Below are 14783 nucleotides of genomic sequence, written 5' to 3' on the forward strand. Positions count from 1 at the left end.
TCTACAAGATAGGTTTGAGAACGTGAATGAAAATTTGTCTCGTACCCTAAGCATGGCCGCTGCGGGCGGCGGTAACATGACCGACAACGTCTACCAGTCGCTGCTCGCTAACCGCATCGTGTTCTTGGGCAGTGAAGTCAAGGACGAAAATGCCAACGCGATCACGGCTCAGATGCTTTTGCTGAATGCCGAAGATCCGGATAAGGACATCTACTTCTACATCAACTCGCCCGGTGGCTCTGTGTACGCGGGCATGGCTATCTACGACACGATGCAGTGGATCAGCAACGATGTAGTGACTGTAGCGATGGGCATGGCTGCTTCCATGGGGCAGTTTCTGCTGTGTGCTGGCACTAAGGGTAAGCGCTACGCGCTTCCTCATGCTCGCATCTTGATGCACCAGCCTTCCGGTGGTCTCGGCGGTACTGCTTCTGACATTAAGATTCAGGCCGAGCAGTCCCTGCACATTAAGAAGGAGATGGCTGAGCTGATTTCCTTCCATACTGGCCAGAGCGTCGAGCAGATTACTGCTGATTCCGATCGCGACCGATGGTTCACCGCGCAGCAGGCAAAGGAATACGGCTTCATCGACGACGTAATTAACAAGGCCGCTCAGATCAGCGGCACGGACGCGCCTAACCAGTAGGAGGATCTATGAATTACGAAACGATTCCAGGCACCAACCTGCCGGCGGCTGCTGCTCGTAAAGACTACTTGCCGAGGATGGACTACATCATCCCTCAATGGGAAGAGCGTACTAGCTACGGTGTGCGTCGGGTGGACCCGTACACGAAGCTTTTCGAGGAACGAATCATCTTCTTGGGCACTCCCATCACCGATGAGATTTCTAACGCGGTAATGGCTCAGTTGCTCTGCCTGCAGTCGATGGATGCCGATCGACAGATCTCCATTTACATCAACTCGCCTGGCGGTTCGTTCACTGCTCTGACTGCCATATATGACACCATGAACTACATCAAGCCTGACGTGCAAACGGTTTGCCTGGGGCAGGCTGCCTCTGCTGCCGCCGTTTTGCTAGCTGCTGGAACTAAGGGAAAGCGTTTGGCCCTACCAAACTCTCGAATCCTGATCCACCAGCCTGCGATCAGCGGAGAGGGCACTTACGGCCAGTCCAGTGATCTCGAGATCACCGCGAATGAGATCCTTAGGATCCGCTCGTTGATGGAGAAAATGCTCTCCGAAAAGACTGGCCAGCCGGTGGAGAAGATTAGCGCAGACGTCGAGCGTGATAAGTATTTGACAGCCGCTGAGGCAATCGAATATGGCATCATCGACGATGTATTGACGTCGCTTTCTGACAAAAAATAAGTAAGTGTAAAAAATTAAAGGCGCCGGTTAGGCGCCTTTAATTTTGTCCACCTCCGGGTGGCCTGCAGTTTTTTGTCAGTGGCTAGATATATGGTGTTAAACGCATAGAAAATACACCGAAGGAGTTTTATCGTGGCGCGCATAGGCGAAAGCAGCGAGCTTTTTAAGTGCTCGTTCTGCGGTAAGAGCCAAAAGCAAGTTAAGAAGCTGATTGCTGGCCCTGGTGTATACATTTGCGACGAATGTATCGATCTATGCAACGACATCATCGAGGAAGAATTCGCAGAGACCCCTTCGGAGAAGGCCCTCGACGAACTCCCGAAGCCTAATGAGATATCAGCATTCCTAGACGAGTACGTGATCGGCCAAGAGAGTGCGAAGAAGGCCCTTTCTGTTGCGGTCTACAACCACTACAAACGTCTCCAGGCGCAGAAGAACAACAGGCACGAAGACGGCGAGAAAGTCGAACTAGCAAAGTCCAATATTCTCCTTATCGGGCCTACTGGATGTGGCAAGACCTATCTTGCTCAGACGCTCGCGAGAATGTTAAATGTGCCATTCGCGATGGCGGATGCCACCGCCTTGACTGAGGCAGGGTATGTCGGCGAAGACGTAGAGAACATTCTGCTGAAGCTCATTCAGGCGGCGGATGGGGACATTGCGCTTGCTCAGACCGGCATCATTTATATTGACGAAATCGACAAGGTGGCACGCAAGGCGGAAAACCCGTCCATCACCCGCGATGTCTCTGGCGAAGGCGTCCAGCAGGCGCTATTGAAAATCATCGAGGGCACTGTGGCGTCTGTTCCTCCGCAAGGTGGCAGAAAGCACCCGCATCAAGAATTCATCGAGATCGACACCACAAATATCTTGTTCATCGTGGGCGGCGCATTCGCTGGGCTGGACGAAATCATCGGGAAGCGTCTTGGAGCTCAGCCTTTGGGCTTCTCGAACAATCCCGAAGCGGTCAAAGTAATCGACGAGCTAGATCCATTCGTCGATGTAACGCCGGAAGACCTACACGCCTATGGTCTGATTCCCGAATTTATTGGTCGTCTTCCGGTAGTCACGACTGTTCCGAAACTGGACGAGGCTGCTCTCGAAAGGATCCTGCTCGAGCCCAAGAACGCCGTCGTTAAACAGTTTAAGAAGCTGTTTGAAATCGACGGGGTTGAACTTCAATTCACGGACGACGCTATCTCTCAGATAGCAAAGAACGCCCTGGAGCGTGGGGTAGGAGCTAGAGGCCTGCGTTCGATACTCGAGAATCTTCTCCTAGAGACGATGTATGAGGTGCCTAGCACCGAAAACGTTGGGCAGGTAATAGTAGACGCCGATGCAGTTGCCGGCAGGTCAAAACCAATCTTCGTCGATCGTTCTCAGTTGGATCAACAAGAACTTTCTGCCTAGTGAACCGATGGTGGGCTTATCTCTTCGCTTCAACTAGACTGGCTGTGTGAGATACCGTTCCACCCGTGCTTCGAAAGATACTCCTGCAGCGAGCTTCTGCGACATTTTGTTGGATGGCCTAGCTAGCGATGGTGGCCTTTACCTTCCCGAAAGCTATCCGCAGGTCGATGAATCGACGATCGCTCGCTGGAGGCAGATCCTTGCCGACGAGGGATACGCGGCGCTCGCTTTTGAAGTGCTGAGTCTGTTCATCGACGATATTCCCGAGAATGATCTCAGGCAGATCTGCCAGAGGGCTTACTCGTATCCGAAGTTCAGCGATCCCTCGATCGTGCGCGCCGAGCGAGTCGGCGAGGGGCGAATCTGGATCGGTCACATCTCCTACGGCCCAACCGCTGCTTTCAAAGACATGGCTATGCAGCTTCTCGGAGAACTTTTTGAGTACGAACTGAATCGCAGGGACTCCAGGATCACGATTCTCGGGGCGACCAGTGGCGATACGGGCAGCTCGGCAGAATACGCTCTTCGCGGGCGTGACCGCATCAAAGTTTTCATGCTTACTCCGGCCGGCAGGATGACTCCTTTCCAGCAGGCGCAGATGTTCGGTCTAGACGACCCGAACATCGTCAACATAGCGGTGGACGGCGTCTTCGACGACTGCCAGGATCTGGTTAAGGCAGTTAACTCCGACGCGCAGTTCAAAGCGGAGCACCACATTGGCGCGGTTAACTCGATTAACTGGGCGAGACTAGCCGCTCAAATTGTTTACTATGTTGCCCTTTATCTGCAGGTTAGCGAGCCGGGAGAAAAAGTAAGTTTCGCTGTTCCTACCGGCAACTTCGGAGATATCTGCGCTGGGCACATTGCTCGACAGATGGGCATTCCTATCGCCAACCTCATTCTGGCGACAAACGAGAACGACGTTCTAGACGAGTTTTTCCACACGGGGGAGTACCGCGTGCGATCCGCAGCAGAAACCCTTGCCACCAGCAGCCCGTCCATGGATATTTCTAAGGCGTCTAACTTCGAGCGCTTCGTCTTCGACCTGCTCGATGGAGATTCGGAGCGCGTGGCGGATCTTTTCGGCAACCAGATTTCGCTGCACGGGCGTTTCGAGCTACCTGAGTATCGAGACGCAATAACGCGTTTCGGCTTCCTTTCGGGTGCCTCGACCCACGAGCTTCGTCTGATTACGATCCACGGTTTGTGGAAGTCGTTGGGCATGATGATCGACCCGCACACAGCCGATGGCGTTCACGTAGCAACTGATCTACTGGACGAGGTGGAGGGCAAGATCGTTTCCCTTGAGACCGCTTTGCCAGTTAAGTTCCTAGACACAATCCTCGAGGCCACTGGAGAATTCCCGGAGGTTCCTGAAAGGTTCGAAGGCATCGAGGACGGGCCACGTATCGTCCTCGATCTGCCCAATGACGTAGATCGGCTGAAGCAGGTAATCGAGGCGAAAAGCTAAAAGTAAGCATAAAATTGGTGTGCCCGATCGGGCACACCAATTTTATGCTTAACCTAAGCGGCCGGTGGGAAGAAACCTACGTGGCTGTAGAACACAGTCAGTGAAAGGAAGAACCACATGATGCCGCAGCCCCAACCAATGAACGAAGCGATCCGAGCAACAATCTTGTTGTCTGGAGCGAACGGGGCGAGGATGGCGGTTACACCGCTGAAGCCGTAAAGGAACATAACCATTAGCGGCTCGAGGATAGACCCTGCCATCAATCGGGCAATAGGCTCTTCGAGCGGCGGACGCCACATGCCGAAGTGCATGCCAGCGATAGCGAACATGATCAGTCCGAAGCCACCTAGAGCAGCTACGTAGAGAATTGGGCGGAGCGTTCCTACCAGGTCTATCGGCTCGTTTCTCTTATCTGCGCGGTGCTGAGCGTAAATGATGCCGATACCGCCGATGACGGTGAGGATGCCGTACAGAGCGGCTGGCTCACCGAAGGTGATGTTGTCGACCGCACAGCAAAATGCGCCTTCAATTTGGTCAAGTGGCCAGGTGAGCATCATGTAAATGCCGCTAATACCCAGGAAGCTGCCAAGCGCGATGAACGCTAAGCCCCAACCGGACAAGGACCTCGTGCTCTGCTTTGAAGAAATCCTGGCAAAAACGACCGCCATGATCATGATCGATCCGGCGACGAGGGCCATGGTGGTGTTGTAAGTAATTCCTTGCATCAACATTTTCGGTTACCTCCCCTCAGCCAGCAGCATCTGACGAATGCTCATGAGAGCTACCATTAGGGCTCCGGTCATGGTCCAGACCATAGCGCCGAGATCCTTACCGAGTTCGTTCTCGGGGGAGTTCCCGACGGTTCCGCCAACCGTGTACCAGAGAATTAGGCCGACGATTACTCCAACGATGAGCACGGCCCACACAATTTTGACGATCAGTGAGCTCCATTTGCTCACGGTGTCGTCGCTAATGTCAACGGGAAGCCCGCTGAAACTGTCTGTTGTTTTCATGTATTCAGCTTTACCAGTGGTAGTGAGAAAATGCAGCCCTATCTTGAATTTTTCTAAATTAAGTTATGCTTAAAAGCTCTTAACTAGGTGTTTTGGGCAGACTAATGCCGGGCGAAAAGAATATGGTTCGTTCTCGCCCGGCATTTATGTGCTATCTATTTTTCCTGCTGCTCCAATTCGACGGAGACGCTTATCTCAGTTCCCTCTTCGATGTATTCAACATCGCCGGTAATGTGTCCCACATTGAGTAGATCGTCTTCCGCAAGCTTCAGAAGCTCCAATTCGTCCTTGGGGCCGCTTATCTTTGCAAGCGTGACTGGCGTCTTCTGGGACACCTTAGCGTTGGACTTAGCGCCTCGGATACCAATTAGCGCAGTCGATACCGCAGAAAGCAGATCCGGGTTACCTTCAGCAGGCAACTCGTCGGTGGTCGGCCACTTTGCTAGGTGAACCGATCCCTCCTGCCACCAGCTCCAGGTCTCCTCGGTAACGAACGGCATGAAAGGCGCAAACAGCCTAATCATTACGTTAAGAGCCAACTGCAGCGCAGCGTGGGCGGACTCGGCCGCCTCCTCACCCAACGCGCCGTGAGAACGTTCCTTAACGGTCTCTAGGTAGTCATCGCAGAATTCCCAGAAGAATTTTTCGGTTGCCTCCAGTGCGTCGGTGTACTCGTACTTGTCGAATGAATCCGTCGCCTTCTTAATCACCTGAGCGAGAGTCGCAAGCATCGCAAGATCGATCGGGTTCTTGATCTTGCTTGTCTCGGCGGGTCCAGCGTCCATCAGTGCGAACTTAACCGCATTTAGTAACTTGACTGCCAGCCTGCGGCCAACCTTCATCTGGCCCTCGTCGAACGGAGAGTCCATTCCTGGCCTTGCCATCGCGGCACGCCAACGAACTGCGTCGGACCCAAAGCGGTCCAGGATGTCCGTGGGAACAACCACGTTCCCCTTAGACTTCGACATCTTCTTGCGGTCGGGATCCATAACGAAGCCAGACAGCGTCGTGGTGTGCCAGGGGAGCTTGCCCTCTTCGAGGTGGCTGCGAAGCACCCTAGTAAAGAGCCAAGTGCGGATGATATCGTGCGCCTGCGGGGCAATATCCATCGGGTAAGTCAGGTTCCACAGTTCTTCGTCCTTACCCCAACCGCAGACGATCTGAGGAGTAAGGGAGCTGGTAGCCCAGGTGTCCATGACGTCTGGGTCACCGACGAACCCGTTAGGCTTGCCACGCTGTTCCTCTGTGTAGCCCTCCGGGCACTGCGACTGGGGGTCGACTGGAAGCTGATCTTCACTTGGGGTAATGATCTCGTCCGTCAGCGGGTCGCCATTTTCGTCCAGTCGATACCAGACAGGGAACGGGATACCGAAGAAGCGCTGACGGCTGATCAGCCAGTCCCCGCTGAGCCCGTTTACCCAATCCTCGTAACGGTGGCGCATGAAGTCGGGAACCCAATTGAGCTCCTTGCCGCGCTCGAGCATCTTTTCGCGTAGCTCTTCGTTGCGGCCGCCATTGGTGAAATACCACTGCCTAGTCGAAACGATCTCGAGCGGCTTGTCGCCACGCTCGTAGAAGTTAGCCTTGCGCTGAGTCGGTTCCGGTTCACCGACCATCTCGCCTGATGCCTGTAACATCTCGACGATCGCCTTGCGTGCGCTGAAGGTAGTTTTGCCAGCCAGCTGCTCATATGGCTCCTTATTAACCAGCCATTCCGGGGTTTCAAGGTCGAGCCGTCCGTTTCGCTGAATGATGACTCGCGTTGGGAGCTGGAGCTCGCGCCACCATGTGACGTCTGTCAGGTCACCGAAAGTACAGCACATGGCAATACCTGAACCCTTATCTGGTTCAGCATCGCGGTGGGCATAAACCGGCACCTCAACGCCGAAGAGTGGCGTCTTCACGGTGGTGCCAAAAAGATCCTGGTAGCGCTCGTCGTCAGGGTGCGCGATCAAAGCGCAGCAAGCGGGTAGCAACTCGGGACGGGTCGTGTCGATTTCGACGACTCCGCCGTCTTGCTTCTGGAAGTTGAGCTTGTGGTAGGCGCCGGGGTAATCGCGAGCCTCAAGCTCGGCCTGGGCTACCGCGGTTTGGAATGTGACGTCCCACATAGTCGGTGCTTCGGACAAATAAGCCTCGCCACGTTCCAGATTGTGCAGGAATGCGCGCTGAGCAACTTCCTGGGTTTCTGGGGAGATCGTGGAGTAGAGGTGGCTCCAGTCAACAGAAAGACCGACGCGACGCCAAAGATCTTCGAAAACTTTCTCGTCTACAGAGGTCAACTTTAGGCAGAGTTCGACGAAGTTTCGTCGAGAGATCGGCAGCTGACGCTTCTTATCCGGCTTCTCGGGCGGAGTGAAATCGGGATCGTAGGGCAGGGATGGATCGCAGCGGACGCCGTAGAAGTTCTGTACCCTTCGCTCGGTTGGCAGACCGTTATCGTCCCAACCCAGCGGGTAGAAGACGTGCTTGCCGCGCATCCTCTGGTAGCGAGCAACCGTATCGGTGTGGGTGTAGCTGAAAACGTGTCCCACGTGCAGCGATCCAGAGACCGTTGGCGGGGGAGTATCAATGGAAAAAACTTCTTCTCGAGAGGCGGGACGCTCGAACTTGTAAGTTTCATCTTCTGCCCAGCGCTTATTCCATTTTTCCTCAAGCCCATCCAGGGAGGGCTTTTCTGGCATATTCCAAGAATGCGACGTCATTCAACTAATCCTATCGGCGTTGTCACTTACTCAATTTAAACGGTTTATTTATTGGCCTCGCGGTTTATGGCAGCCAGCAGGCTCTCAGTGCTAGCGAAGTCTTTAGTCGGGTCAAACTCTGCGAGTTTGCCATCAATCACGTAAGACGGAGTTGCCTTCAAAATGCTCGGGATGTTCTCCTGCATCTTCATTGCGAAGTCTTGCGTGGCCTTATTGTCGTAGCAGTTCTGGAATTCGGTTAGTTTGTCGCCAGTCATTCCAGCCGCGGTGGGGATGATTTCGCGGAGTTGCTCCGGTGTCCAGCCGTCGCCTTCGTGTTCGGGCTGCTGGTTGTAAAGCTCAAGCGCATAGCTGGGGAAGGAGTCCAGATTCGCAGCACAAGACATACCGATAACGCCCTGTAGCGAATACTCTGTTCCGAGCATGCGGTCTAGGCCGTGCAACATCTGGTACTCCAGACGGATATCGCCGTTTTTGCCCAGTTCTTGCCACTTAGAAGAAAGCATCTTTTCGTGCACCGCGCATCCGGGGCACTGGGGGTCCATGAAGACCGTCACCCGTGGCTTGTCCGATTTCCATGCGTCCTTCGCAAATGCGATGGTGTGGCCATTGTCGGATACGTTTTTTGGGGTGATCTGGGAGCTAGTCACGCCCTCGCCTCGGGCCTGCTCCTTTTTGCTGTCGTTCCAGTTGTTGAACAAAATCACGCCGAGAGTGACTAGGACGGCTAGAGCTAGGACGATCACCGCGACGACAACGACTTTCTGCCGCTTGGCTTTTTCTGCCTCCGCTGCCTGTTGGGCTCGCAGCAACTCTCGTCTGCTAACGCCGGTTGCCTTCTGCTGGTGGTTCTTCTTGTTCTTGCTCATCGGAGTCCTAAAAATCGAAAACTTCTGTTATCAGATTAGTCGGCTATGGCGTCGGTATGCGAATAATCAGTTTTTGAGCCGAAAAGCCATCCGTCGAGGCTGAGCGCGGAGCTTGGTCGGACGATCAGCCAGATGCCTGCGATCAGGAAGAAAACATCACGCAAAATGTCCTCGAGGTACTTGGTTTTTTCGCCTTCCTCGAGCAAGCCACCTGGCGTAAAACAGCCGCAATCTATCGATAGGCCTTTGGCCCATGCCCAAGATATGCCCACGATGAAAACTGCCATTGCGGCCGCGCCAAGAATTGCGCTAAATCGAGTAAAAAGGCCGACAACGAGTAGCACGCCAACGAGTATCTCTAACGGAGGCTGAACATATCCAATCACCAACGTTGCCCAATCCGGCAGTGGCAGCTCGTAAAGGCGAACTTGCTCAACATTCGCAGCGAGCCTGCCGACCTTTGTGAGGCCAGCCCAGATCAAAGCTATTCCAAGCACCATTCTCGCAATGAGACCTAGCCAGTCTTTCCAGCTCCTATTCATGTGGGAAAGCATACGGTATCGGTCTGGGATAGTCGGGTTTGAGGCCCTTAGATATTTCCACCGGATGACGTAATCTTTTTGGTGTGACGAACGATCAAGACATTAAGCACGAGGAACTTTCTCAAGAGCTTATTAATAGGTGGCCCGAGTCTCACCCCCAGCCGTCCTTGGACAGGATCAAGGCGCTATGCAATCTGCTCGCTGATCCTCAAGAGGCCTGCCCGGTGATTCAGATCACTGGCACCAATGGCAAGGGCTCGACCGCGATCATGATAGACGCGCTCATTCGTGCAATGGGCCTAAGGACCGGTCGTTTTTCAAGCCCTCATTTGGTTGACGTTAGAGAGCGCATTTGTGTCGACGGGGAACCGATCAGTAAGGAACGGTTCGACGAACTTTATGAAGAGATAGAGCCATTCGTTCAGATGGTGGACGAGCAGAAGATTGGCGGGGTTAAGATGACCTTCTTTGAGGTCATCACTGCCATGGCGTATGCGGCTTTCGCGGATGCCCCAGTAGACGTTGCCATTATGGAAGTCGGCATGGGCGGAAAGTGGGATGCGACGAGCGTCGCTGACGCCAAAGTCGGAGTTGTCGGGCCAATAGCGCTAGACCACATGCATCTGCTTGGTGACACAGTTGCTGAGATAGCTGAAGAGAAATCTGGCGTGGTAAAGCACGGAGGGGTTGGCGTTTTCGCGGGCCAACAGCCAGAGGCCGCTTCGGTTTTGACTAAGCGTTGTGTAGAAGTCGGAGCCTCGATGAAACGGGAGGGGATCGATCTCGGTCTTTTAGATAGGCAACCCGGAGTTGGTGGTCAATTAATCAGGATTGATACCTCCGGTGGACCTGTCTCCGACATCTTTCTGCCTCTGTTCGGTGCGCACATGGCCCATAACGCGGCACTGGCAGTGGCCGCAGTCGAGGCTTTCCAGGGTGGAAAACCGCTTAATCCCGAAATCATCAACGAGGGGCTCGGCAACGTGAAAGCACCGGCAAGACTAGAACTGGTGCACTCAGAACCGACGGTCATCCTAGATACCGCGCACAACCCGCATGGGGTTAAGGCGACGCTTGCGGGATTGCGTGAGGTTTTCCCCGACAACCCCGTTATCTGCGTCTGCGCGATGATGGCAGATAAGCAGACCGGCAAAGTTCTCGAGATGCTTTCTGACGAAGTCGATTATCTGATCGCCACCACGATTCCGGATAACCCGCGCGCTGATTCTGCCGCAGACTTCGCAGATCAGGCACAGGGAGCATTCGGCGCGGGGCGAGTCAGAATGTCTGAGCGCCCAGAAGAAGCTCTAGCTATTGCGATGGGTATGGCTGATACCCGGGCTGACGATGCTGTGGTCTTGGTCCTTGGGTCTGTCTATCTTGCCGGCCTTATTCGGCCGCGCCTAATAGATGAGAACAACACCGAAAAAGCTAGTTGGCAGGTTGACGTAATTTCTTCTAAAGAAGAATTAAAGTGACGCCTAGATAGGTTAGGAGACAGCCTTGAACGAGTCAGTCAACGAACAATGGGCGCCGCCGTCGCCAGCTGAGCGCTCTGGCGGCAGTAAGTGCTCCTATCCTGTGATGGAGACCAACTACCCATCTTTTTGGCGTACTCAGACTTGGCAGGTCTGGCGACCTATCGTTGCCCTGGTCGTCGGAGTCTTCGTCTTTTTCGTGCTCTCGATGATCGCTAGCGTCGCCGGGCTTTTGATCGATCAAGCAACCGGGCGTCAAAAGATAACTGAGATCACCTCGATGGCTGACTTCGAGATGACCCCGATTATGTTCCTCGCAACCAATCTGTCCCTAGCTGCATTAGTGCCCACAGCAATGCTGATTGGGCGAATAATTTTCGGTCAGAAGGGCGGCTTTGTCTCTTCTGTCATTGGAAAACTGCGCTGGGGATGGCTAGGTGTCTGCGTCGCGATAATGATCCCAGTCTGGGCGTTGATGATCTTGGTTTCGTGGTTGGTTAATCCCGCCCAATTCGACGGCCTCCATGCCAACAACGAGACCGTTTTATTCATTTGCATCATTCTTCTGACGACTCCTTTGCAGTGCGCGGGCGAGGAGTACGGTTTTAGAGGCTTGATCAACCGTTCGGTGAGTAGTTTCGTTAGACCGGATAAGAAGATCTTCGGAGTCCCCACGGGCATGCTCTTGGGTACGTTGGTTTCTTCGCTCATGTTCATGGCGGCGCACGCGGCAACCGATATTTGGCTAAACCTCTTTTACTTCATGTTCGGTGTCGTCTCGTGCATTATGGCTTGGCGAACTGGTGGACTAGAAGCGTCCATCGCAATGCACGCGGTAAACAATCTGGTGGCTATGACCACTTTGCCCTTCGGGGACACCGAGGGTCTTTTGGATCGGTCCTCGGGTGTTGCAGATGCTTCGGCGTTGATTCAGATTGCTGCGCCAATAGTAGGTATGCTTTTGGTTTTGTTCGTCGCTAAGAAATTAGGCGTTCAAAAGACATCCGCACCCGATGCGCCCAGCGAAGAGCCGGATACAGCATCGGTTATGCCTAAGCAGATAGCGCCGAGATTTCCCGAGGAGGGAACCGACGAGGAAATGAGCAAGCCTCGTAGGGCAATAAATAATCAAACTGAGCAGAGTATTGAATGACATTTAAACCGCAACCGTCGTCGCAGTGGGACGAGCTTGAGGTACTTCTTAATAGAGTTACGGAACCTGTCCAATACGTTGGAGAGGAAATCAATAGCGTTTCAAAATCGTGGGATGAAGTGAGAGTGCACTGGGTGCTCATGTATCCGGATGCATATTCGGTTGGCCAACCGAATCAGGGTCTAGCGATCCTCTATGAATTGATCAACGAGCTCGATTACGCAAGCGCCGAGCGAACTTTTTCTGTGTGGCCGGACCTTGCTGAACTGATGAGAGCTAAGGGCCTGAGCCAATTCACTTGGGAAAGTCATCGTCCCGTGCGCGGCTACGACATTCTCGGAATCAGCCTTTCCACAGAGATGGGTTACACGAACGTGTTGGAGGCCCTAGATCTGGCAGGGATTCCGCTGCGCAGCGTCGATAGGCAGATCGAGGATCCGTTTGTGATTGCCGGTGGGCACTGTGCGTTCAACCCGGAACCGCTCGCCGATTTTCTGGACGTTGTCGTGATGGGTGACGGCGAAGAGGCATCGATCGAGTTCACCCGGTTAGTTGATGATTGGCTTAGGCAAGATTGCCCTGGCGGCCGAGACGGGTTATTGCTGAATGCGGCAAAGACCGGGAAGTTCTATGTCCCGAAATTTTACGACGTAACTTACGAAGACTATGAAGGTTTGATCCCGTTTTCCATCGCCAAGGTTTCTCCAAATCGTGGGGGCGTTCCCTACGAGGTGGAGAAGTGGGTATTAACCGATCTGGACGAGTGGCCCTACCCCAAAGCCCCGTTGGTTCCGGTGGCTCAGACCGTACACGAAAGGTATTCCGCCGAGATCTTCCGAGGCTGCACCAGGGGGTGTCGTTTTTGTCAGGCAGGAATGATCACTAGGCCTGTTCGTGAGCGCAGCCTGCAGACCATCGGTCAGATGATCGACCACGGGCTGAAATCTACTGGCTTGGACGAGGTAGGCCTGCTCTCGCTATCGAGCGCTGATCACTCCGAGATCGAATCATTGGCTCATCAGCTCGCCGACCGTTATTCGTCTAGCCAGGTTTCTCTGTCTATCCCCAGCACCAGGGTAGATGCCTTCAACATTGATCTGGCAGAAGAGCTATCTAGGGGCGGGCGAAGGTCCGGACTCACTTTTGCTCCCGAAGGTGGGTCCGAAAGGATGCGTGCGGTCATCAACAAAAACGTTTCAGAAGAAGATCTGATCGCTACCGTTACGGCGGCATTTGCCAGCGGTTGGCAAAACGTGAAGCTGTATTTCATGGTCGGTCTGCCAACCGAGACGGATGAAGACGTCGCTCAGATCGCATTGATGGCACATGACGTGATTGCTGCCGGCCGAAAAGCTAGGGGAAAAAAGGACGTTCGTTGCACCATTAGCGTTGGGGCTTTCGTTCCTAAGTCGCATACGCCATTCCAGTGGGTTGGCCAGACACACCCAGAGATCACCAACGAGCGCCTGGCGATGCTCAAAGACTTAGTGATCAGCGACAAGGAGTGCGGTAGGGCGATCACCATCAGATTTTCCGATGGCAATCCTGGTTTGATCGAGGGTTTGCTGGCTAGGGGAGACCGTCGGGTCGGAAAAGTTCTCGAAGAGGTTTGGCGTCAGGGTGCCAAGTTCGATGGTTGGCGGGAGCACTTCGATTTCGATCGCTGGATGCAAGTTAGTCAGCAAGTGTTAGAGGAATTCGGTATCGACATAGCTTGGTATACCACCCGTGAGCGTGAAGAGAATGAGGTTCTGCCATGGGACCATCTGGACTCTGGCCTAGACCGTGGTTGGTTATGGGACGATTACCAAGAATCACTCGGTGCTCAATCTCTGCCCGATTGCCGCTGGGCAGACTGTAATGACTGTGGTGTTTGCCCGGGGCTTGGTGTCGATTTGGACTTCGGCGAAACCGGTAAAAAGCTTCTGCCGATTGTCCCAGCTGGATGCGGTCAGGGGAAGTTATGAGCCGGAAACAGCCAGAGCAAAACCCGCAACCGGTGCAAAAGATTTGGTTGCAGTACGCAAAAAGAAGCGTCGCTCGTTTCGCTAGTCATCGTGATTTCAGCCGTGTATTTCAGCGTGCTTTGAGGCGTGCCGGGGTGCCGATGGCGTATTCATCTGGGTTTCATCCTCATCCAAGAATTTCTTTTGCTCAGGCGGTGCCGACCGGGGCGGCCAGCGAGGCTGAATATTTGCAAATTTCCCTCTCTCAGACAGTTGATCCGGAGAAACTAGTTGAGGCGCTGAACGACTCGCTGCCCAGGGACTTCAGAGTATTGAAGGCGGTGGAAGCAGGTGGCGGTAAATTGCAGGATCGGATCGAGGCGTCCAACTGGGACTGCAAAATTCCTGTCGAGACTGACCGTGCTGCGCTTGAAAACGCCGTTAGAGAGTTTCTTTCCAGGGACGAAGTTCTCGTCACTCGGAAGGCGAAGAAGGGCGAGCGGACTTTCGATACTCGAAAAGCTGTCATGAAACTGGAAGTAACTTCGTTGGGTCTCCAGATCATGCTCAGGCACGTCGTGCCTTTGGTCCGTCCAGATGACGTGATCAGAGCGCTTATCTTAATCGACAAGGATCTTTTCGAGTTGCCGGATGTGCTTTTCGACAGGCTCTGCCAAGGGCCACTGGAAAAGGGCGACAAGATTGGCGACCCGCTGGCGTCAGTTGTGGCCTAACAGTCAAGTTATGCAATAATTGCCGATAGGCAATCGTGCCAACCTGGCGCGAACCGCAGGTATCCGCACCCCGGACTAGGCCAAACGCGTGAATTCTGCCCGACAGACGTTTCTTGGGCATTCGTTCACTTGC

13 protein-coding genes are annotated in these 14783 nt (G+C 53.9%); 8 read left to right on the plus strand and 5 right to left on the minus strand.

Features of this window, described 5'->3' with window-relative positions; genetic code table 11:
* The first annotated feature begins 52 nt into the window (after positions 1–52).
* From HMPREF1255_RS01285 to thrC, 4 genes are all read left to right on the plus strand, one after another.
* Positions 53–646 carry a ClpP family protease gene (locus HMPREF1255_RS01285; RefSeq protein WP_155938487.1) on the plus strand — a complete coding sequence of 198 codons (594 nt, stop codon included), beginning with the start codon at positions 53–55 and terminating at the stop codon, positions 644–646.
* Between the two features lie 77 nt (positions 647–723).
* Positions 724–1329 (plus strand): ATP-dependent Clp protease proteolytic subunit, encoded by a 606-nt coding sequence (locus HMPREF1255_RS01290; protein ID WP_028822250.1) that lies wholly within the window; start codon positions 724–726, stop codon positions 1327–1329.
* Between the two features lie 132 nt (positions 1330–1461).
* A complete protein-coding gene (clpX, locus tag HMPREF1255_RS01295; protein ID WP_024110963.1) occupies positions 1462–2739 on the plus strand; it encodes an ATP-dependent Clp protease ATP-binding subunit ClpX in 1278 nt (425 codons plus the stop codon).
* Positions 2740–2785: 46 nt separating this feature from the next.
* Positions 2786–4210 (plus strand): threonine synthase, encoded by a 1425-nt coding sequence (gene thrC / locus HMPREF1255_RS01300; RefSeq protein ID WP_024110692.1) that lies wholly within the window; start codon positions 2786–2788, stop codon positions 4208–4210.
* Positions 4211–4263: 53 nt separating this feature from the next.
* On the opposite strand, the gene HMPREF1255_RS01305 is transcribed toward thrC, so the two are convergent.
* The 5 genes from HMPREF1255_RS01305 to HMPREF1255_RS01325 all read right to left on the minus strand — a co-directional run bounded on the left by HMPREF1255_RS01305 (position 4264) and on the right by HMPREF1255_RS01325 (position 9339).
* A complete protein-coding gene (locus HMPREF1255_RS01305; protein ID WP_016456345.1) occupies positions 4264–4941 on the minus strand; it encodes a DUF981 family protein in 678 nt (225 codons plus the stop codon).
* 6 nt (positions 4942–4947) lie between these two features.
* Positions 4948–5223 carry a hypothetical protein gene (locus HMPREF1255_RS01310; RefSeq protein ID WP_016456344.1) on the minus strand — a complete coding sequence of 92 codons (276 nt, stop codon included), beginning with the start codon at positions 5221–5223 and terminating at the stop codon, positions 4948–4950.
* Between the two features lie 155 nt (positions 5224–5378).
* Positions 5379–7928, minus strand: coding sequence for a valine--tRNA ligase (gene valS / locus HMPREF1255_RS01315; protein WP_016456343.1), 2550 nt, complete (start codon positions 7926–7928; stop codon positions 5379–5381).
* Between the two features lie 44 nt (positions 7929–7972).
* Entirely contained in the window at positions 7973–8797 is an 825-nt protein-coding gene (locus HMPREF1255_RS01320; RefSeq protein WP_024110790.1) for a thioredoxin domain-containing protein, read from the minus strand.
* Between the two features lie 35 nt (positions 8798–8832).
* On the minus strand, positions 8833–9339 hold the full coding sequence (locus HMPREF1255_RS01325; protein WP_231477439.1) for a DoxX family protein: 507 nt from the start codon (positions 9337–9339) through the stop codon (positions 8833–8835).
* Between the two features lie 83 nt (positions 9340–9422).
* On the opposite strand from HMPREF1255_RS01325, the gene HMPREF1255_RS01330 reads away from it, so the two are divergent.
* From HMPREF1255_RS01330 to HMPREF1255_RS01345, 4 genes are read left to right on the plus strand one after another with little or no spacing between them, the layout of a single operon-like run.
* On the plus strand, positions 9423–10817 hold the full coding sequence (locus HMPREF1255_RS01330; RefSeq protein ID WP_024110880.1) for a folylpolyglutamate synthase/dihydrofolate synthase family protein: 1395 nt from the start codon (positions 9423–9425) through the stop codon (positions 10815–10817).
* 25 nt (positions 10818–10842) lie between these two features.
* Positions 10843–11970 (plus strand): CPBP family intramembrane glutamic endopeptidase, encoded by a 1128-nt coding sequence (locus tag HMPREF1255_RS01335; protein WP_016456339.1) that lies wholly within the window; start codon positions 10843–10845, stop codon positions 11968–11970.
* The gene (locus tag HMPREF1255_RS01340) at positions 11967–13937 is read left to right on the plus strand and encodes a TIGR03960 family B12-binding radical SAM protein (protein ID WP_016456338.1); all 1971 of its coding nucleotides are present in this window, start codon (positions 11967–11969) and stop codon (positions 13935–13937) included. Before HMPREF1255_RS01335 ends, HMPREF1255_RS01340 begins: the two co-directional genes overlap by 4 nt.
* On the plus strand, positions 13934–14650 hold the full coding sequence (locus HMPREF1255_RS01345) for a TIGR03936 family radical SAM-associated protein (RefSeq protein WP_024110586.1): 717 nt from the start codon (positions 13934–13936) through the stop codon (positions 14648–14650). Before HMPREF1255_RS01340 ends, HMPREF1255_RS01345 begins: the two co-directional genes overlap by 4 nt.
* Positions 14651–14783 lie beyond the last annotated feature (133 nt).

The sequence above is a fragment of the Propionimicrobium sp. BV2F7 genome, assembly GCF_000510445.1.
Taxonomy (GTDB): Bacteria; Actinomycetota; Actinomycetes; order Propionibacteriales; family Propionibacteriaceae; genus Propionimicrobium; species Propionimicrobium lymphophilum.

Bases quoted from the DNA above. Each gene is read 5' to 3' on its own strand.
- HMPREF1255_RS01320 (WP_024110790.1), bottom strand. From the start codon at position 8,797: ATGAGCAAGAACAAGAAGAACCACCAGCAGAAGGCAACCGGCGTTAGC.
- HMPREF1255_RS01310 (WP_016456344.1), bottom strand. From the start codon at position 5,223: ATGAAAACAACAGACAGTTTCAGCGGGCTTCCCGTTGACATTAGCGAC.
- HMPREF1255_RS01290 (WP_028822250.1), top strand. From the start codon at position 724: ATGGACTACATCATCCCTCAATGGGAAGAGCGTACTAGCTACGGTGTG.
- HMPREF1255_RS01305 (WP_016456345.1), bottom strand. From the start codon at position 4,941: ATGTTGATGCAAGGAATTACTTACAACACCACCATGGCCCTCGTCGCC.
- HMPREF1255_RS01285 (WP_155938487.1), top strand. From the start codon at position 53: ATGGCCGCTGCGGGCGGCGGTAACATGACCGACAACGTCTACCAGTCG.
- valS (WP_016456343.1), bottom strand. From the start codon at position 7,928: ATGACGTCGCATTCTTGGAATATGCCAGAAAAGCCCTCCCTGGATGGG.
- HMPREF1255_RS01340 (WP_016456338.1), top strand. From the start codon at position 11,967: ATGACATTTAAACCGCAACCGTCGTCGCAGTGGGACGAGCTTGAGGTA.
- HMPREF1255_RS01325 (WP_231477439.1), bottom strand. From the start codon at position 9,339: ATGAATAGGAGCTGGAAAGACTGGCTAGGTCTCATTGCGAGAATGGTG.
- HMPREF1255_RS01345 (WP_024110586.1), top strand. From the start codon at position 13,934: ATGAGCCGGAAACAGCCAGAGCAAAACCCGCAACCGGTGCAAAAGATT.